This is a genomic window from Parachryseolinea silvisoli (assembly GCF_021190955.1).
Taxonomy (GTDB): domain Bacteria; phylum Bacteroidota; class Bacteroidia; order Cytophagales; family Cyclobacteriaceae; genus Ohtaekwangia; species Ohtaekwangia silvisoli.
This window is the reverse complement of sequence record NZ_JAIOAO010000005.1, coordinates 259,721-284,284: the sequence shown is the minus strand read 5'-3', so window position 1 is coordinate 284,284 and position 24,564 is coordinate 259,721. Positions and strand designations below refer to the sequence as shown.

22 protein-coding genes are annotated in these 24,564 nt (G+C 52.9%); 8 read left to right on the top strand and 14 right to left on the bottom strand.

Features of this window, described 5'->3' with window-relative positions; genetic code table 11:
• Window positions 1-77 precede the first annotated feature (77 nt).
• Window positions 78-2,561: a phosphocholine-specific phospholipase C gene (locus K7P01_RS26450; protein ID WP_267297607.1), complete on the top strand. Its 2,484-nt coding sequence runs from the start codon at window positions 78-80 to the stop codon at window positions 2,559-2,561.
• A gap of 2 nt (window positions 2,562-2,563) precedes the next feature.
• Here K7P01_RS26450 and K7P01_RS26445 read toward each other — a convergent pair whose 3' ends face one another.
• Window positions 2,564-2,965, bottom strand: a complete 402-nt coding sequence (locus K7P01_RS26445) for a response regulator (RefSeq protein ID WP_267297606.1) — start codon at window positions 2,963-2,965, stop codon at window positions 2,564-2,566.
• A gap of 206 nt (window positions 2,966-3,171) precedes the next feature.
• Here K7P01_RS26445 and K7P01_RS26440 point away from each other — a divergent pair, with 206 nt between their 5' ends.
• The 3 genes from K7P01_RS26440 to K7P01_RS26430 all read left to right on the top strand — a co-directional run bounded on the left by K7P01_RS26440 (window position 3,172) and on the right by K7P01_RS26430 (window position 5,796).
• The gene (locus K7P01_RS26440) at window positions 3,172-5,040 is read left to right on the top strand and encodes a GAF domain-containing protein (protein ID WP_267297605.1); all 1,869 of its coding nucleotides are present in this window, start codon (window positions 3,172-3,174) and stop codon (window positions 5,038-5,040) included.
• A 199-nt stretch (window positions 5,041-5,239) separates the two neighbouring features.
• Window positions 5,240-5,473 carry a hypothetical protein gene (locus K7P01_RS26435; RefSeq protein ID WP_267297604.1) on the top strand — a complete coding sequence of 78 codons (234 nt, stop codon included), beginning with the start codon at window positions 5,240-5,242 and terminating at the stop codon, window positions 5,471-5,473.
• Window positions 5,474-5,499: 26 nt separating this feature from the next.
• A complete protein-coding gene (locus tag K7P01_RS26430) occupies window positions 5,500-5,796 on the top strand; it encodes a hypothetical protein (RefSeq protein WP_267297603.1) in 297 nt (98 codons plus the stop codon).
• Between the two features lie 121 nt (window positions 5,797-5,917).
• Here the strand turns inward: K7P01_RS26430 and K7P01_RS26425 are convergent, their stop codons facing one another.
• Complete coding sequence (locus tag K7P01_RS26425) at window positions 5,918-7,177, bottom strand: alkaline phosphatase family protein (RefSeq protein ID WP_267297602.1); 1,260 nt, start codon at window positions 7,175-7,177, stop codon at window positions 5,918-5,920.
• Window positions 7,178-7,309: 132 nt separating this feature from the next.
• On the opposite strand from K7P01_RS26425, the gene K7P01_RS26420 reads away from it, so the two are divergent.
• Window positions 7,310-7,594, top strand: coding sequence for a CBU_0592 family membrane protein (locus tag K7P01_RS26420; protein WP_267297601.1), 285 nt, complete (start codon window positions 7,310-7,312; stop codon window positions 7,592-7,594).
• Window positions 7,595-7,617: 23 nt separating this feature from the next.
• Here the strand turns inward: K7P01_RS26420 and K7P01_RS26415 are convergent, their stop codons facing one another.
• Complete coding sequence (locus K7P01_RS26415) at window positions 7,618-8,208, bottom strand: TetR family transcriptional regulator (RefSeq protein WP_267297600.1); 591 nt, start codon at window positions 8,206-8,208, stop codon at window positions 7,618-7,620.
• A 138-nt stretch (window positions 8,209-8,346) separates the two neighbouring features.
• Between K7P01_RS26415 and K7P01_RS26410 the strand changes: the two genes are divergently transcribed.
• A complete protein-coding gene (locus tag K7P01_RS26410) occupies window positions 8,347-11,640 on the top strand; it encodes a SusC/RagA family TonB-linked outer membrane protein (RefSeq protein ID WP_267297599.1) in 3,294 nt (1,097 codons plus the stop codon).
• Window positions 11,641-11,672: 32 nt separating this feature from the next.
• On the top strand, window positions 11,673-13,478 hold the full coding sequence (locus tag K7P01_RS26405) for a RagB/SusD family nutrient uptake outer membrane protein (RefSeq protein ID WP_267297598.1): 1,806 nt from the start codon (window positions 11,673-11,675) through the stop codon (window positions 13,476-13,478).
• A gap of 65 nt (window positions 13,479-13,543) precedes the next feature.
• Here K7P01_RS26405 and K7P01_RS26400 read toward each other — a convergent pair whose 3' ends face one another.
• The 4 genes from K7P01_RS26400 to K7P01_RS26385 all read right to left on the bottom strand — a co-directional run bounded on the left by K7P01_RS26400 (window position 13,544) and on the right by K7P01_RS26385 (window position 17,629).
• Window positions 13,544-14,593 carry an LIC11966 family surface protein gene (locus tag K7P01_RS26400; protein ID WP_267297597.1) on the bottom strand — a complete coding sequence of 350 codons (1,050 nt, stop codon included), beginning with the start codon at window positions 14,591-14,593 and terminating at the stop codon, window positions 13,544-13,546.
• The gene (locus K7P01_RS26395) at window positions 14,590-16,695 is read right to left on the bottom strand and encodes a carboxy terminal-processing peptidase (protein WP_267297596.1); all 2,106 of its coding nucleotides are present in this window, start codon (window positions 16,693-16,695) and stop codon (window positions 14,590-14,592) included. The genes K7P01_RS26400 and K7P01_RS26395 overlap by 4 nt, the downstream gene beginning before the upstream one ends.
• Window positions 16,696-16,837: 142 nt before the next feature.
• Window positions 16,838-17,287, bottom strand: coding sequence for a hypothetical protein (locus K7P01_RS26390; RefSeq protein WP_267297595.1), 450 nt, complete (start codon window positions 17,285-17,287; stop codon window positions 16,838-16,840).
• Between the two features lie 72 nt (window positions 17,288-17,359).
• Window positions 17,360-17,629 (bottom strand): DUF6496 domain-containing protein, encoded by a 270-nt coding sequence (locus K7P01_RS26385; protein ID WP_267297594.1) that lies wholly within the window; start codon window positions 17,627-17,629, stop codon window positions 17,360-17,362.
• 182 nt (window positions 17,630-17,811) lie between these two features.
• On the opposite strand from K7P01_RS26385, the gene K7P01_RS26380 reads away from it, so the two are divergent.
• On the top strand, window positions 17,812-18,330 hold the full coding sequence (locus tag K7P01_RS26380) for a PPC domain-containing DNA-binding protein (RefSeq protein ID WP_267297593.1): 519 nt from the start codon (window positions 17,812-17,814) through the stop codon (window positions 18,328-18,330).
• On the opposite strand, the gene K7P01_RS26375 is transcribed toward K7P01_RS26380, so the two are convergent.
• The 7 genes from K7P01_RS26375 to K7P01_RS26345 form a co-directional block, all read right to left on the bottom strand.
• On the bottom strand, window positions 18,331-19,545 hold the full coding sequence (locus tag K7P01_RS26375) for a sensor histidine kinase (protein WP_267297592.1): 1,215 nt from the start codon (window positions 19,543-19,545) through the stop codon (window positions 18,331-18,333).
• A 114-nt stretch (window positions 19,546-19,659) separates the two neighbouring features.
• Complete coding sequence (locus K7P01_RS26370; RefSeq protein ID WP_267297591.1) at window positions 19,660-20,079, bottom strand: response regulator; 420 nt, start codon at window positions 20,077-20,079, stop codon at window positions 19,660-19,662.
• A complete protein-coding gene (locus K7P01_RS26365) occupies window positions 20,076-21,737 on the bottom strand; it encodes a sensor histidine kinase (protein WP_267297590.1) in 1,662 nt (553 codons plus the stop codon). The genes K7P01_RS26370 and K7P01_RS26365 overlap by 4 nt, the downstream gene beginning before the upstream one ends.
• Window positions 21,734-22,759, bottom strand: coding sequence for an ATP-binding protein (locus K7P01_RS26360; RefSeq protein WP_267297589.1), 1,026 nt, complete (start codon window positions 22,757-22,759; stop codon window positions 21,734-21,736). The genes K7P01_RS26365 and K7P01_RS26360 overlap by 4 nt, the downstream gene beginning before the upstream one ends.
• Entirely contained in the window at window positions 22,752-23,168 is a 417-nt protein-coding gene (locus K7P01_RS26355) for an anti-sigma regulatory factor (RefSeq protein WP_267297588.1), read from the bottom strand. The genes K7P01_RS26360 and K7P01_RS26355 overlap by 8 nt, the downstream gene beginning before the upstream one ends.
• Entirely contained in the window at window positions 23,146-23,541 is a 396-nt protein-coding gene (locus K7P01_RS26350; RefSeq protein WP_267297587.1) for an STAS domain-containing protein, read from the bottom strand. The genes K7P01_RS26355 and K7P01_RS26350 overlap by 23 nt, the downstream gene beginning before the upstream one ends.
• Window positions 23,542-23,547: 6 nt before the next feature.
• Window positions 23,548-24,414: an STAS domain-containing protein gene (locus K7P01_RS26345; protein WP_267297586.1), complete on the bottom strand. Its 867-nt coding sequence runs from the start codon at window positions 24,412-24,414 to the stop codon at window positions 23,548-23,550.
• Window positions 24,415-24,564 lie beyond the last annotated feature (150 nt).

The following is a 24,564-nucleotide window of genomic DNA, read 5'->3' as shown; positions in this document are numbered from 1 at the left end:
AAACCGTTAATTCCAATCGGCGGGCACAAAAGTTGTGGCGAATAAGGGCTATCTTTAGACCGTATAGTTTGTTGATCATGGAAACACGTCGTGAGTTTATCAAGAAGGCGACCCTGTTGTCGGGTGCCGCGGGAATGTTGACTACACTGCCACCGGCTATTCAGCGGGCGCTGGCGATCGATCCACCGGTCGGTACGACGTGGCGTGATGCTGAACATGTGGTGATCCTGATGCAGGAGAACCGTTCGTTTGATCACTGTTATGGTTCGCTGCGCGGTGTGCGCGGCTTTCGCGATCCGCGTGCTGTGACACTACCCAACCAGAATCCGGTGTGGTTGCAAACCAATGCCGCGGGGCAAACATATTTTCCGTTCCGTCTCGACATCAAGGATACGCAGGCGACCTGGATGGGCTCTCTGCCGCATTCGTGGTCTAACCAGGTGGATGCGCGCAACGAAGGATACCATGATCAGTGGCTGCAAGCCAAACCCTCGGGACGTGACGGATACAAAGACATGCCGCTGACGCTGGGGTATTATACCCGGGAGGATATTCCATTTTACTACGCCCTGGCGGATGCCTTTACGGTGTGCGATCAGAATTTCTCGTCGTCGCTTACCGGCACGACGCCCAACCGTCTTTATCTATGGACCGGCACGATCCGCGAAAAGCCCACTACCAGCGCGCCGGCCATGGTGCGCAATGAAGATCTCGATTACGACGATGCACGCCTGGCGCATTGGACGACGTTTCCCGAGCGGCTGGAAGAGCATGGCATCTCCTGGAAAGTATATCAGAATGAATTGAGTGTAGGGGTAGGGTTTGAAGGAGAGGAGGATGCCTGGCTGGCCAATTTTACCGACAATCCGCTGGAGTGGTTTGAACAATATCACGTAAAGTTTTCGGAAGCGTATCGTCGCTATTTGCCGAAGCGCATCGACGTTTTACGACAGGAGATCACACGCCTGGACGCCACGAGTCCCGAGCGGATCGCAAAGGAACAAGCGCTGCAGCAGGCCCTGGAAGATCAGCGACGTTTTACGGCGGAAGCCTACGCCGCGTTGACGGAGCGGGCCCGTAACCTGCACGAGAAGGCGTTTACGACCAATCGCATCGACCCCGATTATCATACACTGGCTTCACTGCCCTATACGGAAGGTACCGATACGCGACAGGTGCAGGTGCCGAAAGGTGACATCCTGGCGCAGTTCCGGGCGGATGTGGCGGCGGATACATTGCCCGCGGTGTCGTGGGTGGTGGCGCCGGAGAACTTCTCGGACCATCCGGGTGCACCGTGGTATGGTGCCTGGTATGTGTCGGAGGTGATGGACATTTTGACAAACAAGCCGGAGGTATGGAAGAAAACGATCTTTATACTCTGCTACGACGAGAACGATGGTTATTTCGATCACGTGCCGCCGTTTGTGCCGCCGCACCCGGGCAAGCCTGATTCCGGTAAGGTGTCGGCGGGGATCGATACGGCGGTGGAGTATGTAACCTTGGCGCAGGACCGTTTGCGCAAGCCGGGTCCGGAAGCACGTGAAAGCCCGATCGGCCTGGGGTACCGCGTGCCGTTGGTGATAGCCTCACCGTGGAGCCGTGGCGGCGCGGTCTGCTCGCAGGTGTTCGACCATACGTCGGTGCTGCAGTTCCTGGAGAAGTTCCTTTCGCACAAGACTGGTAAGCCTGTGACCGAACCCAACATCAGCGCGTGGCGCCGCGCGGTATGTGGCGACCTGACGTCGGTGTTTAAACCTTACCAGGGGGAAAAGATACCGCTGCCGTCTTTCCTGGAACACGATGAAGTGATTGCGTCTATACACCGGGCACGGTTCAAGCAGGTGCCTTCGGGGTATCGTGCCCTGACGACCGACGAGGTGGCGGCCCTGCGCCGCGCGCCGCGTAAGGCTTCCTCGCTGTTCCCGCAGGAGCCCGGTACGCGCACGGCCCGCGCCATACCGTATGAGCTATACGCCGATGGTGAGCTCCGCGAAGGGGGCAAAATCTTTCAGATGACATTGGAGGCAAACAATCGCATGTTTAGCCATGCGGCGGCGGGCGCGCCGTTTCAGGTATATGCACGGGGCCTGGTACACACTGTTGCGCCGCGGGCGTATGCCGTCACGGCCGGTGACCGTTTGCACGATTCCTGGAAGGTGTCAGATTTCGTTGATGGAAAATATACATTGCAGGTCTATGGGCCGAACGGCTTTTACCGGGCGTTTGCGGGCGATGCGCAGGACCCGATGCTGGTGACGACATGCGTGTATGTATATGCGTTTGACAGCAAGGGGCGCGCGAAGGGCGATGTCATGTTGAACCTGAGAAATACGGGCGAGAGCACGCTGGTGGTACATGTTGTGGACAATGCCTACCATGCACCCGCACAGGTAAAGACCATTGCAGCGGGTAAAACGGCTATATGTCAGCTGAAGTTAGAGAAAAGTGCAGGATGGTATGACGTGACAATCACGGCGGAAGGGTATAATGCCTTTCGGAAACAATATGCCGGGCACGTAGAGACGGGGCAGGACAGCCTGACCGACCCGCAGATGGCCTGAGATCAGGCGGCGCGCCGGCGTAGCTTGGGCGCGTCTGCGAAGGTCGGTGCGGGCCGGTATTTGGTCAGCAGGCGATTGAAGAGGTCCTTGTCGAATGGTTTTTTGAGAATCTCCACGAAGCCGGAGTCGAGCAGGAGGGTGGCGCGCCGGTCGTCTACATGGCAGGTGATGGCAAATGCCTGGAACGACGGTCCCTTCATTTCCCGTAAATCTTGTAAGAGATCGATGCCGTCGAGGTCGTCTTTCAGCATGACGTTGAGAATGGCGATATCGAAGGGGCGGGTAGAGGCAAAGGCCATGGCTTCACGGGCGGAAGCAAGGGTGGTGACATGATACTCCGGTTGGAGTATTTTTTTCACGATGAACCGGTCTGTAATCAGATCGTCGACAACTAAAATGTGCATGCGCTTCTTTTAATCGTGCGTAAAGATACCAGGCCGGTATCACCTTTATATTACGCCACGTTGATGTTATTGTCAAGGAAAGCGGCCTCAAAAAGCCCTTTTTATGGTCAGCAAGGGCTCTTCCGGAAGTATAATAATTTCATAATCGGACGGGCGCAGTGGGCCAGCCGTTGGCTGTTATCTTGCGTTTTTACTGTGGGGTACTCATGAAACTTATTGAATTCTTTCTTAGCCTGAGGATTCGGATTAAGCTATTGCTGGCGTTCGGATCAATCATGCTGCTCTCGGCGATCATGGTGATTATGATCTGGCAGACTTTCACCAACATTGGTGAGTATAAAAAAATCAGCGGGGAGGTCGACGCGGTCAACATTCACATCCTGGAGATGGACATGGCGGCGCAGTATTTTATGCTGGAAGCCTTCAAACAAGAGGATTTTCAGAAGGAGGGTACCAATTTGTATACAGACACCTACCGCCAACACGACGACACGGTACGCACGCTGCTGGCGGGTATTGGTGGTGAGCAGGGTTTCTTCCAACAAGATACGCTGACGGCGTCGATCAAAGACCGCGTCAATCGTATCGCCCTGCGGTTTAAGAGCCTGCAAGAACTTCTGCGGAAGCGGGGCTTTAAGGATTACGGTTTGGAGGGTGACCTGCGCCGTGCGATTCACGCGGTGGAGAACTCATCTTTTCCCTACGACAAGGTCGACATGCTGATGCTGCGGCGGCATGAGAAAGACTTCTTCCTGCGCAAGGATATGAAGTATCCCCAGGAATTTAACAACAAGGTAGGTGAATTCACGGCGCGTATTGCCGCCGAGCACGAAGGCCCCGAAAAGGATGATATACTAGAGAAGATCGCGGCCTATCAAAAGCAATTCAACGAGGTGGTGGCCATCGATTCGGTCATTGGCCTGAAAGATACCGGCGGGTTAAAGGGCCTGATTCGCAACGACCTGATCGGTTTGAAAGCATCCATTGGCATGCTGCGTACGAAAGTGAAGGATTTTAGCGATGCGTATGCCCGGAAGCGCATCATCTTTGTCGGTGTACTGTTCCTGGTACAGCTGGGCCTGGGCATTGTGCTGGCGTTTGTTTACGCGGATATTCTTTCGCGTGCCATCAAAGAAATACGGCAGGCGATGAAATCTCTGGCCGACGGTATATTCCCGGGCAAGATGCCTATCAAAACCACGGAGGAGATTGGTGATACGAAACAAGCTTTTAATCAACTGCTGGACCGGATGCAGGCGGCCACGTCGTTTTCCGAAGCTTTAGGCAACGGCGAGCTGTCGTCGCGCTATGATGCGAATTTCCGCGAGGATGTGTTGGCGCGTTCGCTCATCAAAATGCAGGAGAAGCTGAAGGAAGCGCAGGAGCGTCAGTCGATGATTCACTGGGCGAACGAAGGTACAGCGTTGTTTAGCGAGCTGTTGAAGAACCAGGCAGAGGACACCGCAGCGCTGGCAGATACCGTACTCAAGCACCTGGTGAAATACGTGGGCATGAACCAGGGAGCACTGTACAGTGTGGTGGATCGTGCAGGTGAGCGTTACCTGGATCGCCTGGCAACTTTTGCCTACGAACGGAAACGTTTTGTGAGCCAGCGACTGGACCCCGACCAGGGGATCATCGGGCAGTGCATTGCGGAAGGCAATACCATTGTGCTGACGGATATTCCTGTGGGCTATGTGCAGATCACGTCGGGGTTGGGCGAAGCTACGCCGCGGTATATTATCGTGCTGCCGCTCAAAGTACGCGAGGATGTAGTCGGTGCGATCGAGCTGGCGGGCTTCCATAGCCTGAAACCTCACCAGGTACAATTCCTCGAAAAGATTGCTGAATATGTGGCGTCGGCACTGGGCTCGCGCCAGGTATATGACGACACGCAAAAGTTGCTGGCGGATGCGCGCGAGAATAATCAGCGGCTCCAGGCGCAGGAGGAAGAAATACGGCAGCACGCCGAAGAAATGCAGGCGATGCAAGAGGACATGACGCGACAACAACGGATGCTCGAAGCGGAGATTCGCACGTTAAAGAAGAACGGGACACTGCAATCCGTCAATTAGCAACAGATTTGTGGAGTTTCATGATGGTATAATTAAGTTTACGCGGAGTAAACTAATAGCGAATACATCCTGTATGAGGGGATATAGGCGGAACATTTCTGGCATTTACCGGCTATCTAATATTAAGTTTTTGTTAAGTGGTTTAACATTTCAGTAACATGGTCTACTTTTGTTTAAACAACTTACGTAAATCCCCTATATGACCAAGAAGATTTCAAAGAAGGAGATCCAGGATGTATTGCACGAGGCGATAAGCACTGCACTAAACAAGCTGGAGATCTCTGCGCCTTCGAAGAAAACAAAGAAGCTGCTGGACCGCATTTCTAAAAAAGTGTCGGTTCGTGTAAAGCGCGAGATCAAGCGTAAAAACAACGCTACTGCCAAAGCAGCTACTACAAAAAAGGCAAAAGCACCGAAGGTTGCTAAAGCATAATTTGCCCGGATTGATCCGTCATTCGTATGGGTATAGGCGGATCAATCTCGTTTTCCGAACGCATCGCTGTGGAAAAAGAAGATAAAGTATATAAGCGCCGGTTTAATAGTTCTTTAGAACCCATGAAGGTCATGCTGGTGGATTTGCGCCATACGCTGACGCCCGAGGCATGGATGGCACTGGTGCAACGCACCCGTGAAAGTGTCGTGCGCAATCCCGATCAATATATTGAAGGCAGCAATGATCTGCCTCCGGGTGACGGCTATCAGCGTATTATTTCGCTGATCTTTGATGAGTTTTTGCACGACTGCGCGATACGATAAAACAGTGTGAGTGTGGAGTGTGAGAGCGAAAAACAGCGTGAGTGTGGAGGAATAATGTGCGTGTGAAATGTAAATTTAAAGGCCGCTGCTTGGGTTTTGCCAGGCAGCGGCCTTTGTGTTGTTAGTACTGGCGGCCGAAGGGGCGGACGTGTTTGACGTATTTGTTGTCAACGATCCATGTGCTGATGGTATTGTTGGGGGCTTTTACGACGATTTTGCAGAAAGTTGTTTCCGGCTGTGTGAACGTATATTTTCCAGCGGATACGGGCACTTCTGCCACACGGGTGTAGGTGTCGTCGCCCTTGCCGTCGCGTACGTTGTTGGTGGTGCTGACCAGGATCTCTGCTTTTCCGGCGCCGTCAAATATACCCCAGGTCAGCTCGATGTTCTTGCCATTGCGTACGGCCTTCAGGTCGTGCACCGATACCTTGCCGGTGAAGGGCACGCCGTCGAGCTCTTGCTCGGTAGTAGCGGGTAGGGGGATGGTGAGGAAACGCAGGATGGACGGCATGATGTCCACGGTGGCGGTGTTGGTTTTGAACCGGGCATTGCGGTCGGCCAGGTTGGTGTAGATCCACGTGGTGCGCTCGCGGTCGGTTTGACTGCCGTGGTTTTTGCCGGTTTGTGCATCGCGACCGTGGTCGGTGGTAATGACGATCATCCACTGCTCGCCGTACTGTTGCTCACGGGCTTTGATGGCTTCCCATACGCGGCCTACCTGGGCGTCTGCTTTTTTTACCGCGTCCAGGAACTGCGGGCTGTCGCCGTACAGATGGCCCATGTCGTCTGGATATTCCAAATATACCCATGACAGGTCGGGGCCTTTTTCGCGGATGTAGCGGCCGGCTTCGGTGGAGACGCTTTCATCGATGTCGAACATTCTTTTTTCACCGGCGGGGAAGCGTGTTTTATCCAGCTCGAGACCGTCGAAGCTATAGTCCAGCTTGACGTTGCCGGCGGCGGGCAGGCCTTCGCCGACCAGCTTGGTGCGGTTGTCGATCCACGACGAGAAGACGGCGGTTTGCAGCGACGGGTTGGCCTGCTCGGCGATGCGGAAGATATTCCAGTAGGCGTAGTTGGGCTCGCGGATGTCGTTGTCCCACACGTTGTGTTTGTGCGACCACACGCCGGTCAGGACGTGGTTGTAACCCACGGCTGATATGGTCGGAGATTGGCTGAAGCCGTCTTTTTCGCCGCCCAGGTAGCTGCGGGTATACCCGCCGCGCGCTGCGATCTCTTTTAATACGGGCATGTCGGTCTTTTCGATGACGTCGGCGGGAATACCGTCAAGGATCATAAATACTGCCTTGCGCGTTTGGGCAGCCGCGCTCAGCAGCATACAGCAGCAAGCGACTGATAACAGAAACTTAATCTTGGTCATAAAATGCTTTGAAAGATTTGTAGTAAATCGGTATGGGCGCATTCGCTCTCCATGCTGTTAAAGGTACTACATGAATAGATTGAATGACCATTCAAAATTGAATATCTTCGTGCAGCTAATAAAATCGGGCACATGAATGAAACGTTAAGTTTTTCTACAGGCGAGATTATCGGATGGACGGGTGTGCTGGCATACGTTACGGCGTATGCGCTGTTGAGCCTGGGATGGATGCGTGCGGAAGGGGTACCGTATCATTTGCTCAATGCCCTCGGTGGCCTTTGCCTGGTGGTTGTTTCGTATACGCTCATGGATATGCCTAACCTGGTGGTCAATGCACTCTGGATTGTGATTGCGGCGGCGTCACTTTTGCGTATTTATATCGTCCGGAAAAAGAGTCAGCGACAAAAAACAGCGTGAGTGTGAGAGCGATCATACCCACGCTAAAGGCCCAACAGGGTGAGTGCCTGCCGCTTCATGATGTTCAGTTTGCGGGTGTTTTCTGTTGGTGAGTCTACCATCCCTAAGTAATAATAGGCTCCTTCGATCAGTGCGAAGATGACCTCTGCCGTTTCTTTTTCATTCTTTACCTCAATGACACCGTTTGCGCGGGCTTTGTGGAGTGCATCCCGTAATGATTCGCGCAAGGAGTCGTGCAGCGATTTAAACGATGCGCGGATCTTCTTATCCCGGTAGGTGAGTGCGTAACAGCTATAGAATACGCTGTCGTCGAAGAGCTTGTCCCAGGTGCGCGAGAAAAGATTGTCCATCAGGGTGGTGAGCTCTTTTGCCGTAGTATAGTGTCCGCCGTTGGTTTTATAGATGTCGCTATACCGTTCGAGTATGAAGTGGATCAGCCCTTCGATGAGCGCTTCGCGTGTTTTAAAATAGTGTACGATCAGGCTGGGGTTGATTTCGAGGTGATCGGCCACTTTGGCTATCGAGGCATTTTCGAGACCTATTTTTTTGGCTACTTTATAGAAGGCGAGTATAATTTCCTGTTGTCGTACCTCCTTGAGGCTTGTTCTTCCCATGCGTGTTAATGTTTTGTCAAAACTACATTAATTCAATCAGACCCGATATGAAGAGTCTGTTAATTTTTGATTGAATGGTCATTCAATATTTATTCTACCTATACCTTTGGTCGGTAAAACAACATCAATCCCTTTGCAATGAAGCAACTCTACAATCTTTCCGGCCTCGCCCAGGTGGTGGTGCTCGCCTGTTTACTGGCGTGTCTTCCAGGATGGGTCATGGCTCAGAACGCCTCGCCTGCGCAGCGCATGACGCTGCGTGGTACGGTGACGGATGCTGCTGATGGATCGCCTGTGATCGGCGCCAGCATCCTGATCAAATCCACCGCTTCCGGTACGATGACCGATGTGAACGGCAGCTTTTCGCTGGACGTTGCCGCCGGTGACGTGCTGGTCGTCACGTTTATTGGATATGTCACCTCGGAGGTAACAGTCGGCAATCGTTCGACAATCGACATTCCGTTGCAGGTCAACTCGACTTCTTTAGAGGAAGTAGTCGTCGTAGGTTTTGGCGAGCAGAAGAAAGCCAACCTGTCGGGCGCTGTTGGTGTCGTCGATAGCAAAGTGCTGGAATCACGTCCTATTCAAAGTGTGGGGCAAGGGTTGCAGGGTGCTGTTCCCGGTCTGAACGTTGACTTTGGAAGTGGTGCGCCGGGGGCTTCGCCGAACATTAACATCCGTGGTATTACTTCGATCAATGGTGGCCAGCCGCTGGTACTGGTGGACAATGTACCCATGAGCGTGGCGGACCTGAACCTGATTGCACCGTCGGATATCAAGAGTATGTCGGTTCTGAAAGACGCCTCGTCTGCTGCGATTTACGGCTCGCGGGCTGCGTTTGGTGTGATCCTTGTGACAACGAAGAGCGGCGTGCGTGAAGGTTTTAATGTAGAGTACAACAATAACTTTGCGTGGGGAAATGCTACGGTACTGCCGAACAAAGTAGCGGATCCCTATATTTTCATGCGGACGTTGGAGACCTCTACAAACAACACTCCGTGGGACTATGTAGATTATACACCCACCCAGTATGCGTGGGCTCGCGAGCGCTCTGATAACCCGGCATCTTCCGGGCCGGTTCGTATCGATCCGGACGACAATTCGCTTTGGGCCTATATGGGCAATCGCGACTGGACGAAGTACTACCTCGACAACCCCACGCTGTCGGTGCGCCACAATGTAACCATGTCTGGCAAGTCTGGCACTACGGCGTATTATCTGTCGGGTGCGTACGATTCACAAAACGGCGCGCTGAAGGTAGCGGACGATAAATATGACCGATACAGTGTGCGGGCTAAAGTAAACTTTACTCCTTATAAATGGCTGTCGTTTGGTAATAATACGTCATTGTCTATGACGGAGCGGGTAACGCCTTCGCAGCTGTCGATGGAAGATCTTTTCAACCTGTTCCCGACCAGCTGGGACCGCAACCCTGACGGTACGTGGGCTAACACCGATGTAGGCCGTGCCGCCGCAAAAATGGTTGATGGTGGTCAGAGTATTACCCGGATCAATATGTTCCAAAGTACGTTCAGCGGCGAGCTGTCGTTCTTCGAACGGATGCTGCGTGTGAATGCGGACTTTACGGTGCGTCGTGATAACCTGACCAATCGCAGTAACGAAAATAAGCTGCTGATCGGCTATGGGCCGGAAGATGTTCGCGAAGAAGGTAATAATACCGCTTCCCGTCTGGGTAACAGTTTGTCATATTATGTTTTGAATACCTATGCCACGTTCGAAAAAACGAAGGGCAAGCATTTTGTAAACGCCATTGTGGGCTTTAATCAGGAATATAGCCGGCTGGATTCGGTGGAGTCAGAGAAAGTTGGTGTGATTTCGCCTTCGATCCCTTCTATTGGGTTGGCTACAGGCCTGGCCACGGTGGATGAATCGATTCGTGAATGGGCGCTGCGTGGTGGCTTCTATCGTTTGAACTATATCTTTAATGACCGGTATATCGTTGAGCTCGATGGTCGGTATGACGGATCGTCGAAGTTCGCGAAAGACAAGCGCTTCGGTTTCTATCCGTCGGTGTCGGCGGCGTGGAAGGTGGACGAGGAAGCGTTCTGGGAGCCGGTATCTACCGTGGTAAACACGATGAAGATTCGAGGCTCGTTTGGTTCCCTCGGTAACCAGTCGGCCATTGACGAGTACGGCTACTTCCCGCTTTCGTCGCTCAACGAGGGTAACTATTTGATTGGCGGTGGTCTACCGTCGATGGTATCGTCACCTTACCTGGTGTCGAAGAACTATACCTGGGAGGACGTTAAATCCAGTGACCTGGGTATTGACCTGGGGTTCCTGCAACAGCGTATTACAGCGTCGTTTGATGTATACCGTCGTGATACCGAAGGTATGCTGATGCGCGGCAAGGAACTGCCTGCGGTACTGGGCGTGGCCCCGCCGAAAGAGAATTCCGCGGACCTGCGCACGACTGGCTGGGAGCTGTCGCTGGGGTATGATGATGAGTTCAGTGTCGGTGGAAAATCGCTGCATACGTATTTCAGCTTTGTCATCTCGGACAACAAAACCAAGATCACCCGCTTCGATAACCCCAATCGCAACCTGACGCAATATTATGAAGGTATGACGCTGGGTGAAATCTGGGGTCTGCAGAGCGACGGTCTATTTAAGAATCAGGAGGAAATAGCTAATCTTGACGAGTCGTCGATCATTCCCTGGGGCGCGTTGGAGATTGTAGAAGGCTGGCCTAAGTATAGGGACCTGGATGGCAGTGGTACAATTGAGAAAGGCGCTACGGTAAATGATCCGAAAGACCTGTCGGTGATCGGCAACATCACGCCGCGCTTCCGCTTTGGCTTTACACTGGGTGCCGAGTGGAACGGCTTTGACCTACGCGCCTTCTTCCAGGGCGTGGGCAAGATGGACTACTATCCCACCAATTACCTGTATTGGGGTTTTTATCAGCAGCCGTACGCGGGTGGCTATGCACACTTGCTGGACTTCTACCGCGGCGAAGCGGATAGCGAAGCACTGCGTGCACAACACTCGCAATCGTATATCAACGCGGGTCTGGCGGAAGCCAACACCGATTCCAGGTATCCGGTGTTGCAAGCGTGGCTTGCCGACAAGAACCTGGGTGAGCGGACAGACCAGTCGCAAGGCCTTGCTATCCCTCAAACGAATTATTTGCTGAACGCTGCTTACCTGCGTCTGAAGAACGTCACCCTTGGTTACTCGTTGCCGCATGCGCTGCTGGACCGCATCCACGTCAACAAGCTGCGGGTATATGTTAGCGGCGAGAACCTGACGGAGTGGTCGGCGCTGAAGAAGTACTTTGACCCTGAGGCGATCACCAACAACATCGGCAAGACCGATCCGAGCTACCAGCCCACCGGTGATCAGAACGGCTGGGGATATGCGTATCCTTTTCAACGGAAGTACTCGTTTGGCATCGAGCTTCAATTTTAATCTGTCGGACTTACATTCTTACTCTCAACAACATGAAGAAATATAGTATACTGTTTGTTGTGTTCCTGCTGGCTACGCAGGCTTGCAACGATGACTTCCTGGAGCGTTCTCCACAGACAGAGATTAGTGAAAAGGATTTCTTTCACACGGCTGACGATCTCGATACCTACCTGTATAGTGTGTATAATTTTGGAGGTGTCGGCATTTACGTGGAGGATGTGTCGACGGATAATACCGCGACAACCGGTGTAACCGAGCTCAAGAACATGATGGCGGGGAGCCCGACTGCAGCCAACGTTACGGAAGGATGGACCTGGGATCAGTTGCGCAAGATCAATTATTACCTTGACCACTTTGGTACAGCCACGCTGACCGAGGCGCAGCGCAGTCATTACGAGGGCCTGGGACGGTTCTTTCGGGCTAAATTTTATATGGGCAAAGTAGCACGCTATTCTGACGTGCCCTGGTATGAAAAGACGTTGACGCAAGACGATCCGGACCTGTACAAGGGACGTGACACGCGCACAACGGTCGTTGATAAGATCTTTGAAGACCTTGAATTTGCCCGTCAGTATGTTGACGCAGATGCGAGCGAGGACCGTCCGGGTGCTGTAACGAAATGGGTTGTTCGTGCTTTTATGGCGGACGCTGCCTTGTTTGAAGGCACATTTCGCAAGTATCATACAGAGCTCAACCTGCAATCAACGGCGGATAAATACCTGACGCTGGCGAGTGAAGTGGCGGATGAGGTCATCACCGATGGCGGCTTTGCGCTGTACAATACCGGCAAGCCTGAATCGGATTACGCGTCGCTGTTTACCAGTGGAAGTCTGGAAGGTAACACCGAGGTCATTCTCGGCCGTTTCTATGAGGCGGGCTTGTTAAACAGCGGTTGGTGGGGATATATGTTCGGTAACTACGAGGTGAGCCCGTCGAAAGACTTGCTGCAAACCTACCTGATGGCCGACGGCACGCCGTATACCAGCCAGGCAGGTTACGCCACTAATCAGTTTGTGGAAGAGTTTGCAGACCGCGACCCGCGCCTGAAGCAAACTTTTGCTTACCCAGGCTGGGAGCTGATCAATAACTCTACGTATGCGCAGGGTGCCGGCATTTATATACAAGAATTGTCGCGGAATTTTACCGGGTACCACCAGATCAAAGGTTTTGTGAACAATACCGATACCGATGTGCAGAACAACCTGGATATACCGCTGATTCGCCTGGCGGAAATCTACCTGATCTTCGCGGAGGCGAAAGCCGAATTGGGCACGCTGACACAGGGCGATTTGGATGGTACGGTAAATCTGCTCCGCGCGCGCGTGGGTATGCCGGCACTTGCGATCAACCCGTCCGTTGACCCGGTGCTGCAAGCGCAATATCCCCTGGTAGCCGGTGGGCAGGCGGCGGTGTTGCTGGAGATTCGTCGCGAGCGTCGTGTGGAGCTGGCGTTGGAGGGGTATCGTTTTGATGATTTGATGCGCTGGCATGCGGGCGAGCGCGCGGAGATAGAACCGGAGGGAGTTTATTTCCCTGGCCTGGGTAAATATGACCTGACGGGGGATAATATCGACGATATCATTTTGCTGCCGGCCGATGCTGAGATTCCGGGGGAAGCCAATAAAGAGAAGAATTCATTGGGTAAGACGCTGGTCTATTACCGAGTGGGGGCTATTGGCACAGAAGGCGCTACGTTCTACCTGAAGGATGGTGAGCATGGTAACATCGCTACGGCAAGTGACCTGGGTACTTTTGAGGAGCCTAAGTTTTATTACCGGCCGGTGCCACAGCCGCAGGTATTGCTGAATCCCAATCTGACGCAGATCATGGGATGGTAAGGGATATTGTAAAAAGAACGCCGCTTATCGCGGCGTTCTTTTTACTATGGCTTCGAGCGCTTTCGCTATTTATGCGGTACGTGACTGTCCATAAAGCGTTTTCGGGAGTTATCCCAGTTGTTGAGGACGCTGGTGCGTTTCTTGTTGAGATCGTCGTTTACTTTGGTGTAGTTTTGAACTGCCTGGTTGTAGGTATTTACACTTTTATTGTAGGTGTCTATATCAGCTTGGGTACGTTTAGCGGCAGGCTTGGCTTCGAAGGTCTTGCGCGCTTTTTCGTGGTCGTCGGATTTGATCATAAAATCCGACAGTGCCGTAATATTTCCAGCTTCCATCACCTGGAACTCGAGTATTTTACGGCATGCGGTTACGAGAGACCCGTCGCCTTTAAAGCCTTTTATGGTGTCAAGACGTGACAGACCTTCATCCGCATAGCGTTTCATCGCCTCGCGGCTTTGCTCCATGCCGTTTACATCTTTATTATTCAGGGCCGTTATCATGTTGCCTTCCTGTACGGTGCTCTTGAAATGAAGAAGGTACATCTTATTCACGTAGCTGTTCACTTTGCCGGTTTGCTGGAGCTTGCGCGTGAGCTTTGAGCTTTGGGATTCAGACAGGCGTACGTTGTGTTTTTCCGCGAACGTACGGTAGGCACTCGATACCTGGTTATAGGCCTCATCGAGGCGGTCGCCTGCTTTTTCCTGCATCAGCAGATAGGCTTCCATTTCGTCGTACGAGCGCTCGGCTATCTCTTCCATGTCTACAATCTTGCGGTAATCTTCGTTGAAGACCGAAAGCAATACGTTCCAGTATTGTACATAAGCCGTTTTAAGGGTGGCGTCGCCCTCAAAAGGTTTGAGCTTATTGCCTTGTGTAATGGATGTACGCACTGCGGCGATGAGGTCCTGACGGCGTTTATCCATTTTGCGCGCGCGGCCGCCGTGCGCCACCTCGCTCATGTAGCTCATGTATTTTTCCGAGAGTGTTTCTTCCAGGTCAGACAGAAAGGCCATGTGTTCTACGGCCGTACCCGCAGCATGGGGTTGTTCTTTTGTAAAGCCTGAAAGGGTCAGGCTGATCAGTGCAACAGTAAGCGCCAACTTAGTGTGTGTCATGGTTTTTTAGATTGATTTAGTTGATCGTTTAATATATAAAAGCTTTCTTCAATGTATATATCCTGTAGTAGGCGGGTTATCCAGGCGGTGTTGATGTTTTTTTTGTAATCGTCGGCTGGGTCGGCCACTACATCACCGGGTAGCAGGTTTACGCGATAGGCCGTTGTACCTCTCGTTACATTGGCGCCGGTCCCGAGGGTTTGTTCCTGTTGGCTGGCGGCCAGCATATCTTTAAATAACAACGACTCGCCCCCGCCATCCTGCTGCCGCAGCGCGGTTGCGTAATATTGCTGTTGTTTGAATGCTCCGGAAGCTGCCACGCGCTCGTCGCTTTTAGCCCGCACCATTTTCAGCGGTAGGAATGGAAGCGGATCGTAGTAGGTTTTTTTTTGTACCGAGTCGGATGGCAGTGTATGCTCCACGTCTTGTTCGCGAATGGGCAAGGCATTTAACAAATCTGGCAGCTGAATATCAGGCACGACGCCTTTGCGTTGTATGGTTTTGCCATTGATGCGATAGATTTTCTCTACGGTGATAGCCGTATAGCCGAGCGGGCTTTTCGTTACACCGGTGAATTTGGCGCTTGCGTTTTTAGGATCCAGTGGGTAAATAAGCTGCGACGTTGCTTTGCCATACGTGCGACTTCCAACAATAATAGCGCGATGGTAGTCCTTTAACGCCGCCGCCAGGAACTCCGATGCCGATGCGCTGAGCGCGTTTACCATCAGTACCAGCGGGCCGTTATAGATCGTGCCGCGATTCATGTCTTTCACGGTTACGATATCGCCTCCTTTGTTTTTCAGTAGCCCGATCGGCCCTGCATCTATAAAGATTCCTGCCATCGCTACGGCCTCTTGTAAAGATCCACCGCCGTTAAAGCGAACATCGAGAATTATACCTTCTATGTTTTCCTTTTTCAATTTAAGTATTGCCGCAGCCACATCGTTGGCACTCTTCGACCCTTCGGTACCGTTCCAGTCTGTATAAAATCCGGGCAGATAGATATAGCCTATTTTCCGTTCGTCGCGCTGCAGCACGAAGCTTTTTACGATATTATCATCGTCGGACATTTTCTCCTTTTTCAGGAGCACTTTTGTTTGCTGGCCACCTGGGCCGTGAAACTCTATTTCCAATGTCTGGTGATTCGATTCGTCGAGTATAAGTCCGGCCTCGTGTGGGTCGAGGCCGGCAAGCTCTATCCAGTTACCGCCTTCCCATCGCAGCCGGTCAAGCACATCGCCGGTGTGGATCGCTCCCGACTTCCAGGCGGGGCCACCGGGCGTAAGCTGGTCTATTACGAGGTCGCCCATGTCATTGGTCTTCAGCTGAAATCCGAACAGGTATCCTTCCGTGCTCAGCTCGCTCATAAAATCTTCCATTTCCTTGGGCGAGAAATAGTTCGTATGCGCATCGATGGTATTGGCGACCGCCCGGAGCAGCGCTATTCCCACATAATTCTCAAAGCCGGCGGCGTTGTTTATTACACGATTGAGCCGGGCAAGGTTTATTGTCTTTACCAGGTTGCGCGTAGCCGGTTCCTGGTTCTTCAGGAAGATCGCTTCGGGCTCAACGGTATTCCTGCTCCTCGTGTTTGTTAAACGGACGAGTGTTTCGTATTTAAGCAACAGACGCCAGCGCTCAAAAATAAAGGCTTCGTCTTTCGTCCAGAGGGTGTCTTCATTATAGGTTTCCTTTGCGCTGAAATCGAACGCACGTTGTGTACCCTGGTTTATTGCCTGTGTAGCCCGGGCAAGAGCCTTTTGGTAACCTTTGGTGGCTGCCGGCAAAAAACTCCAGCTTTTACCGTTTATTTCGTCATCGAGCTTGTCGCGATAAGTTTTCAGGGCTTGTACCTCGCCGTCAGTAAAGATGAGACGTTCCGGATCGAGGTTGTCCATAAAAAGGTCGAACGCGGCTGCGGAAAATGCATCGTCTATCGCCGGCGGGCTGTAGTGCTCGGCTACAATCTTGTTCTTGAGGAGGAAGGCCTCTGTCTTAAAATTCATTGTTGCCGGTACATGTCCCTGTGCCCGGGCACCGGTACAGATCGCTGCAAGCCCCAATGACAGGGGTAACAGGCGACGAAACGAAATACGATACATGGGCGTGAATATACTGAAAACAACCGCTTTACAGAGTTATGACTGGCGATTATATCTGACAGGCCCGGAAAAAGCTGATAGATTGGTGATTTGCAAAATCAGATATTTTATATATACCACTTTTGCACAGGGCGCCGGCGGCTTAGGACAGCTTTTTCATTTTATTATACCCTAACGCGGCGCCGACGCCAAAGATCATGTGTGCGATGAGGAGTTGTTTGTAGTGGCCGGTATAGTCGGTTTTGGGCGGGTGGGGATGAAGCTTGAAGGTCAACATCCAGCCGCCGATGCCGACCAGGCCACTGATGGTGCCCAGGAGCAACCCGTTTGCCAGGGTGGGTTTGCCGATGTCGCGTTGCCAGAGCTGATCATATACCGAGGTGAAGAATATCCCTACACCGTAATGCACGAGCCAGCCGGCAGGGCTTTTTGTGGGTATAGCGGGAGCGCCGGGTATCCGGTCCAGCAGTTTGTTGAGGAGCTCCGGCTCGCGGAACTGTTTGCGCTCGTGGCGTGAGGCGCCGTAGCTGAATGCTGTCATCAGGGTTGTGCCGGTGAGTGCTGCGAGTGCTACTTTGTCGATTTGAATCATAGACGGATAAAAGGGGGCCTGTGTGAACAGGCCCGGTGAAACATTCTTTTTAAGACGATTAACTTAAGACGATTAACGGCTCGACCGTTTCGCGGTCTTTTTGGCGGTTCCTTTTCGTGCCGTCTTTTTGGCTGGTCCCCGGCCGGTCTTCTTCGTGGTCTTTGCGCCTTTTTTAGCAGGTACTTTTGCACCTGCTTTGCGGGCTTCGGACAAGCCAATAGCAATGGCTTGTTTGCGGCTTGTTACTTTCTTACCGCTGCGTCCGCTTTTCAGCGTGCCTTTTTTCTTTTCATGCATGGCACGTCCTACTTTCTTTTGTGCTGTTTTGGAATACTTTGCCATAGTCGTATTGTTTAAGCGTGTAATGGAAGCGGGTGCGAAATAATCATACCCGAGGAGACGGCGTGAGCGTGCGTGTGAGCGCGAGAAAAGGCAGCGTATTTACAGTCTCTCTCTCGCTCACGTTCACGCTGTTTTATGGCATGGTATTTTCCCGCCGTGGGTAAGAATATAAACAACTATCCATGAAGCATCTTGTTCTGACGATGTTACTGGTGGTATCGGCAGGCGCCGTGGCACTGGCACAATCGAACCGAAAAACTCAGATCCCTATGAAGAAATATACCCGTGTGCCGGCAGGGTACCTGATGGTGCTGCGCCAGGGCGATAGCATTCTGAACGAGATCGAGGCATTGGCGCAAGCGGAAAAGATTCCGTCGGCTACGTTTAGCGGAATGGGTTTTGTGAGTATTACGTTCGGGTTCTTTGATTTCAAGACACGCCAATACGATCCGAAAGAGTTTCGCGATGTAGAGCTGGCCTCGATGCAGGGCACGATTGCCTGGCAGAAGGGCGAGGTGTCTTTGCACGCGCACGGTGTGGTGACGGATAAAACGTTTCAGGCGTATGGCGGGCATATCCTGAAAGGGACGGTGGGCACGGGCTCGGTGGAGATTTTAGTAACCGTACACGATCAACGCCTCGAGCGGGTATTTGAAGACGCGCTGGGGGCGAATGTGTTAAGCCTGGAAGGCACGCGGTAATCAGGTCTTCGGTAATGCTATGTAGAAGGTTGCGCCGTTGCCTTCTTCGGCTTGGGCGCGGATCGATCCACCATGTTTAGTGATGATGCGTTGTACGATGGAGAGGCCGATGCCTGTTCCTTCAAACTCCCGGGGTGAATGCAGGCGTTGGAATACACCAAACAGTTTGTGGGCATAGTCCATGTTGAAGCCTACACCGTTGTCTTTGATGTAGTAAATAATGTCCCCGCCCTCTTCGTAGAAGCCGATCTCAATCAGGGTTTTTTCCCGGCGGCGTGTATATTTTACTGCATTTGAAATGAGGTTTACCCATACTTGCTGCAACAGTGCGGCGTCGGCCTGAATGGGGGGCAGCATTTGAATGGTGAAGGCGATGTCGCGGCTGGGGTTTTCGGCTTCCTGAGCAGCCTTGCAGGCGGCGCGTACCAGGTCGTTTACCGGCACCGTTGTTTTGATGAGGGGCTTTTGCCCCATGCGGAAGAATGCCAGCAGGTCGTCGATGAGCTGGTTCATGTGTTTGGCATTGGCCATCACGCGTTGTGCCAGACCTTTGCCCGTTTCACTCATACCGTCGAGGTGATTTTCCAGGAGTATATGCAGGTAGCCGTCAATGGAGCGCAGTGGCGCGCGCAGGTCGTGTGATACGGAATAGGAGAATGCCTCCAGCTCTTTGTTGGCGGCCTCCAGCTGCGACGTACGCTCTTGTACGCGGGCTTCCAGCGAGCGGTACAGCTCGATGTTTTCCAGGGTGACGGCGGTGATGTCTGCGAGGGATTGCAGCAGCTTCATTTCGGCCGCATTGGGCATATGTCGGGTGGCCCAGTAGTTGCCGATGGCGCCCATGGGTTCCTGTGTGCGGATGGGCACCATGGCCAGGCTTTTCACAAATGTGGGCCGATACGCTTCTACCGGCACACGTGGGTCGTTGTAGATATCTTCGATCGCGACGGCCTGGCGGTTTACCATCGCCCAGCCGCTTATGCACGTGTGCAGCGGGAAGCGGCTGCCTTTCCAGAGCGGCGAGATGGCATCTTCGTCGGCGTAGAAGCACAGATCGCCGTCGCGTAGCACAAAGGTTGCGCCGTCGGCGCCGGTGAGCTTACGGGCCGCGGTGCGGACGATGCGCATGACGGTTTCCAGGTCTCGGGCCAACGATAGCTCCTGTACGGCGGTGACCAGCAGATCGACACTGGGGTTTTCGACAATAGGTTGCATGGGGAGAAGTGTTCGTAGTGGAAGATACGAAAATAAATGCAAAGTAACAGTAGCCTACAGCGTTGGCAGAGCCGGCGATGTTTGTTGCCGCCTGGTGAAGTGGGGTGGGGGTGCCTACGACGATTGGTGCAGCTCGTCCTGCAGCATTTGGCGGAAGCGTTCCACCATAGTGGTACCGTCTTGCAGGGTGAAGGGTTTTACAAAATAGTCGCGGGCGCCTTGTTCCATACATTGCTGACGCTCATGATCGTTGTTGGAGGTCGAGTAGATTACGACGTGTATGTGACGGAAGTCGGGCTGCGCTTTGAGCATGGTCAGGGTTTGCAGGCCGTTGAGCACGGGCATATTCAGGTCGAGTACAATGAGCGCAGGCATGCCGTTGGCCGGCAGCGTGGCCAGGTAGGTAAGGGCTTCCTCGCCGTTTTCGCGAAAGACCACGGCATCGCCCAGGCCTGCTTCGGTGAAGTACTCCTGCATGATGAAGTGGTCTTCCGGGTCATCGTCTACGACGAGTATTTTGTAGTCGTGGTTCATGCTGTATGGGTATACGATTGTTGAGAGAGGGGTAGTGTTACCTGGAAGCTGGCATACTCGCCGGCCTCGGCGGAGGCGCTGATGCTACCGTGGTGGAGTTCGGCAATGCGTTTACAGATCGAAAGGCCGATGCCCGTACCAGGATACCGCGCGCGGCTATGCAGGCGTTCGAATAGCTCGAAGATGCGATGTTGTTGTTTGGGGTCGAAGCCGATACCATTATCGCGTACGGTAATGGCGAGCGCGTCGGGCGTTTGCAAACAGGTGATGTCGATTCGGGGCATCACACCGGTCGCGCTGGTTTTGGAATATTTCAAGGCATTGGACAGGAGGTTACTAAAGAGCTGGCGAAGCTTGAGGGCATTGCCGTGAATGATGGGAAGTGGCTGTTTATGCACGACGGCACCTTTGTCGCGGATCGCGATCTCAAAATCCTTCAACAAATCTTCGAGTATCGTATCGAGGTTTACGTCGCCGAATTCAAACTCGTGTTGGTTAAGCTCGGAGTATGCCAGCAGGTCATGAATAAGCTCCTTCATGCGTCCGGCGGCCTGGGTCATGTTGTTGAGAATCTGCACGCCACCTGTATCGATGGTGTCGCGGTATTTTTGTTGCAGCACGTCGGCATAAAAGAACAGCTTGCGGAGCGGTTCCTGCAAGTCGTGGGAGGCGAGGTGCGCGAATTGTTCCAGCTCGTAGTTGCTGCGGTTGAGCGCTTCAATCTTGAGCTCCAGCTGTTGCTGATGGTATACCAGTTTTTGCTGGGTATCTTTTAACTCGGTGTTGTCTTTTAATGTTTGCTCGACCTGCTTCTGCGCGTGGATGTCGACGATGAAGCCGATCCATTGTGTCGTCATGTCGCGATCGTTCTCGGCCGGCAGAATACTGATCATGTGCCAGAGGTATTTGGCGGTGCTCTTTTGCCGCAGCCGGTATTGTGCGCGCAGTGTTTTTTTTTGGACCAGCAACTGGCTGAGGTCGGAGGCCATGCGGTGCTGATCGTCGGCGTGTACTACTTGTTGCCAGCTGGCGATGTCGAGCTGGGTGATGGGTATGCCGAGGAAGTCTTGCAGCCACTTGTTGGAGAAGGTGATCGTGCCGCGGTGGTTCACGGAAAAGATCATGAGCGGCAACCGGTCGGACAGGAAACGGTAAGACGCTTCGCTTTCGCGCAGGCGTTGGGCGAGGTCTTGTAGCTGGATGTTCTTGCGGCGGATCTCGTCGTAGGGCGAAATGGGTGGCTCTTCGGCGAAGTACTGGGTGAACGATTCGAGCTTCGATGTGCTGATGATGCCGGCGAAGTTGATCTCCAGGTGGATGCTTACTTCGATGCGGGGGCCATTGCGTACAACCTTTACGTTGTCGGCCAGGCGCTTGGCGTACGATACGGCTTCCTGCCATCTGTCGGTGTAGGGGGCGGTGTCGTAGACTATGGCGGTGACCTGCTTGCGATTGGCTTTGAGGAAGTCGACGCCCAGTATCATAAAGGCTTCGGCGCCGGACTCGATGGCGCAACGGGCGATCTCGGAGACTGCGGTGGCAAAGGTAGTTTGTACGGAAAGCGAGAGGCCACACAGCTCGGCTAGCTTCATAGACCGCTTGTGGGCCAGGATCAGGTCCATTTCATTTTCGAGGCTTACACGTACGATCTCTTTCATCGGCTCGGGTTGATGGTGGCTATGAGGATCGAGGCGTCGTCGTTACGGCGCGAAAAATCTTTATAGAGACATGCGGCCAGAATGATGGTGTCGTGTTTGAAGACAGAGGGATATTTGGTGATGTCCCAGCGTGTACGGATGCCATCAGAGCATAGGATGAGGTGTTGGTTCTTTTCACCGGGGATTCGGGCGTCTTTCATGGTGCCGGGGATATTGAGACCAATGATGCCATTATAGGACATATAGTTTTTGAACTCGAGGCCGGTATAGGTGCGATTGCTGATGTTGCCAATGCCACAAAAGGTCCACTCATTTTCCGTCTTATTATATGATGCGATTGTCCCGACCATACCCCGCGTTTTTCTTACCTGCTCGTGCACATATCGGAGCATTTCCACGGGCGATTCTGTCCGCGTGGATTGAAATGCTTGCAGTCCGGCCTTCGCCGCCTCGTGCGCTGCCTCGCCATGCCCCAAACCATCTGCAACGAAAATACGCACGCCGTTTTTTTCATGTTTGACCAGGTGCCCGTCGCCTGAGACGGTCTCGCCCGGTTTGGGAACATTGAGACTGCGGATGCGGATACTCGCCTTTGCAGCCGGCTCACATTTTGTTGCCTTTAATTGCGTGTAAACAATTGTGCCCCAGCCTTTGAGGGAGTATAGCTCAAAGATGTCACTCAGGCGTTGCATGGCGCCGAGTCCCTGTCCGAGGGTGTCACGGGTAGAAACACCATCTCTTACCATGCGCGCGGGGTCGGTCATGCCCGGGCCGTTGTCGATGCACAATACCTCGAGGGCGGGATTGTCTGCGCCGAATAGCACGATACGGTATAGCAGCTCACCACTGCCGGCGTATTTGATGAGGTTGGATGTAACCTCCGACACGACGATGTCCACTTCGCCGACGCGGGTTTTCGAAAAACCGGCCTGGACCACCCGTGAGTGGATCTCCCGTTTTACGATCGCGACATGACTCCGGTCTTCGACGCTATAGCTGGTGAAGTGTGGGGGATTATCCATTTTTCCACTTGATCACTGTAACCGTTGTTCCTTCGCCGACCACGGACTGTATGTCAAATTCACTGACCAGGCGCCTGGTGCCTGGCAGCCCGAGCCCCAGGCTTTTGCCGGTGGAGAAACCGTCTTTCATCGCCAGCGAGACATCCGGTATACCCGGGCCTTTGTCTTCAAATATCAGGCGGATGCCGTTCTCTCTACCTTTGCTGACTACTTCTATGTACACTTTTCCTCCTTTTCCATATTTGAGCATATTGCGCACCAACTCGCTGGCCGCAGTGATTAGCTTGGTTTGGTTGACCAACCCCATGCCGATCTTCGTGGCGTATTCTTTGACGCGGTTGCGAAAGGGTACAACATCTTGTTCTTTCACAACCGGCATCATTTCCTTATTCAGTATCAAAATAGTCATCCGGAGTTCCCTCATTTAGCGCAATCTTAGCTCGAAGCAGGTCCATTCCCCGCTCGACATTTAGTGCACATTGAACTCCCTTCAGGGGTAATCCCAATTCGATAAGTGTAATCGCGACTGCGGGCTGCATGCCGACTACCACCGTCTCTGCGTCCATGATTTTAGACATCGAAGCGATGTTGCCGATGATGCGCCCCATAAATGAGTCTATTATAGATACGGCGGAAATGTCTATCAACACACCCATCGCGCCGGTTTTGCTTACCATCTGAACGAGGTCCGCTTCCAGGTTTTCTGCCAGGCGGTCATAAAGGTCCACCTGGATAGTAACCAACAGAAACGGGCCCATCCGTAGTATCGGTATCTTCTCCATACGATCTTATGCGTTCTCTTTTTCGAACCTGCGTTTTTTCACAACTTCCAGCTGAAGCATGTTGAAGGCCGTGCGCAACGCGCTTGCCAGGCTGGCTTTAGTGATGATTTGAGAGAGGTCGATGCCCAGGTGGACAACGGTTTGTGCGATCTCGGGACGGATGCCGCTGATGATACACTCAGCACCCATGAGGCGGGTGGCGCTCACTGTTTTGATCAAGTGTTGGGCTACCAGCGAGTCGACTGCCGGCACGCCGGAGATGTCAAGGATGGCGATGCTGCTGCCGCTTTCAACAATCTCTTGCAGCAAATTTTCCATTACGATCTGGGTGCGGGAGCTGTCGAGGGTGCCGATGATGGGCAGGGCCAGGACGCCGTCCCACACGCGGATGACCGGTGTCGAGATATCTGTGATTTCATCGGTCTGGCGGAGGATTACTTCTTCGCGGCCTTTGATAAAGGTTTCGAAGGTGACGATGCCGAAATTGTCGATCAGTTTACCGATCCGGATGGTTTGCGCAAGAACCGTCGCGGGATCTTTTATTTCTTGTTGCAGGGTGTCAATCAGGGCGTCTTTGAGGCTGAATACATAGGCGCCGGTTTCGCGGGGCGAAAAACCCTGTTTGGCCCGTGATGCAGAAATGCCGGCCAGGATGTCCAGCACGGTGTCGAAATGTGACGACTGCGCGTTGCTCAGGTTTTCATCGGAGAGGTTGGCCAGCAACGCATCCAGCAGCTCTTCCGACTGTACGCGCAAATCGTCATTGCTCATGAGGTCTTCGCGCAGGCCTTCTTCGGCTAACTGATTTTGCATCCACAGTTCTAAAATTGCCGTCTTTTTCTTTTGGAGAACTTTAATAGATTCGTTTTTCATGAATGGTTATGGGAAGCGTGAAGCAGGCATCTATGCAATATCCCGACCAATTAAAATAACGTTTATATATGGCATTTTGACGTTTATTGAGGAATTTAATACACATAGCCGTCTAGTTATGAGTGTATTAAATTCCCCAATAAGTTCGGT

Bases quoted from the DNA above. Each gene is read 5' to 3' on its own strand.
- K7P01_RS26370 (WP_267297591.1), bottom strand. From the start codon at position 20,079: ATGAACCACGACTACAAAATACTCGTCGTAGACGATGACCCGGAAGAC.
- K7P01_RS26410 (WP_267297599.1), top strand. From the start codon at position 8,347: ATGAAGCAACTCTACAATCTTTCCGGCCTCGCCCAGGTGGTGGTGCTC.
- K7P01_RS26360 (WP_267297589.1), bottom strand. From the start codon at position 22,759: ATGGATAATCCCCCACACTTCACCAGCTATAGCGTCGAAGACCGGAGT.
- K7P01_RS26355 (WP_267297588.1), bottom strand. From the start codon at position 23,168: ATGACTATTTTGATACTGAATAAGGAAATGATGCCGGTTGTGAAAGAA.
- K7P01_RS26365 (WP_267297590.1), bottom strand. From the start codon at position 21,737: ATGAAAGAGATCGTACGTGTAAGCCTCGAAAATGAAATGGACCTGATC.
- K7P01_RS26450 (WP_267297607.1), top strand. From the start codon at position 78: ATGGAAACACGTCGTGAGTTTATCAAGAAGGCGACCCTGTTGTCGGGT.
- K7P01_RS26425 (WP_267297602.1), bottom strand. From the start codon at position 7,177: ATGACCAAGATTAAGTTTCTGTTATCAGTCGCTTGCTGCTGTATGCTG.
- K7P01_RS26385 (WP_267297594.1), bottom strand. From the start codon at position 17,629: ATGGCAAAGTATTCCAAAACAGCACAAAAGAAAGTAGGACGTGCCATG.
- K7P01_RS26405 (WP_267297598.1), top strand. From the start codon at position 11,673: ATGAAGAAATATAGTATACTGTTTGTTGTGTTCCTGCTGGCTACGCAG.
- K7P01_RS26395 (WP_267297596.1), bottom strand. From the start codon at position 16,695: ATGTATCGTATTTCGTTTCGTCGCCTGTTACCCCTGTCATTGGGGCTT.
- K7P01_RS26420 (WP_267297601.1), top strand. From the start codon at position 7,310: ATGAATGAAACGTTAAGTTTTTCTACAGGCGAGATTATCGGATGGACG.
- K7P01_RS26380 (WP_267297593.1), top strand. From the start codon at position 17,812: ATGAAGCATCTTGTTCTGACGATGTTACTGGTGGTATCGGCAGGCGCC.
- K7P01_RS26375 (WP_267297592.1), bottom strand. From the start codon at position 19,545: ATGCAACCTATTGTCGAAAACCCCAGTGTCGATCTGCTGGTCACCGCC.
- K7P01_RS26415 (WP_267297600.1), bottom strand. From the start codon at position 8,208: ATGGGAAGAACAAGCCTCAAGGAGGTACGACAACAGGAAATTATACTC.
- K7P01_RS26345 (WP_267297586.1), bottom strand. From the start codon at position 24,414: ATGAAAAACGAATCTATTAAAGTTCTCCAAAAGAAAAAGACGGCAATT.
- K7P01_RS26390 (WP_267297595.1), bottom strand. From the start codon at position 17,287: ATGATTCAAATCGACAAAGTAGCACTCGCAGCACTCACCGGCACAACC.
- K7P01_RS26445 (WP_267297606.1), bottom strand. From the start codon at position 2,965: ATGCACATTTTAGTTGTCGACGATCTGATTACAGACCGGTTCATCGTG.
- K7P01_RS26440 (WP_267297605.1), top strand. From the start codon at position 3,172: ATGAAACTTATTGAATTCTTTCTTAGCCTGAGGATTCGGATTAAGCTA.
- K7P01_RS26430 (WP_267297603.1), top strand. From the start codon at position 5,500: ATGGGTATAGGCGGATCAATCTCGTTTTCCGAACGCATCGCTGTGGAA.
- K7P01_RS26350 (WP_267297587.1), bottom strand. From the start codon at position 23,541: ATGGAGAAGATACCGATACTACGGATGGGCCCGTTTCTGTTGGTTACT.
- K7P01_RS26400 (WP_267297597.1), bottom strand. From the start codon at position 14,593: ATGACACACACTAAGTTGGCGCTTACTGTTGCACTGATCAGCCTGACC.
- K7P01_RS26435 (WP_267297604.1), top strand. From the start codon at position 5,240: ATGACCAAGAAGATTTCAAAGAAGGAGATCCAGGATGTATTGCACGAG.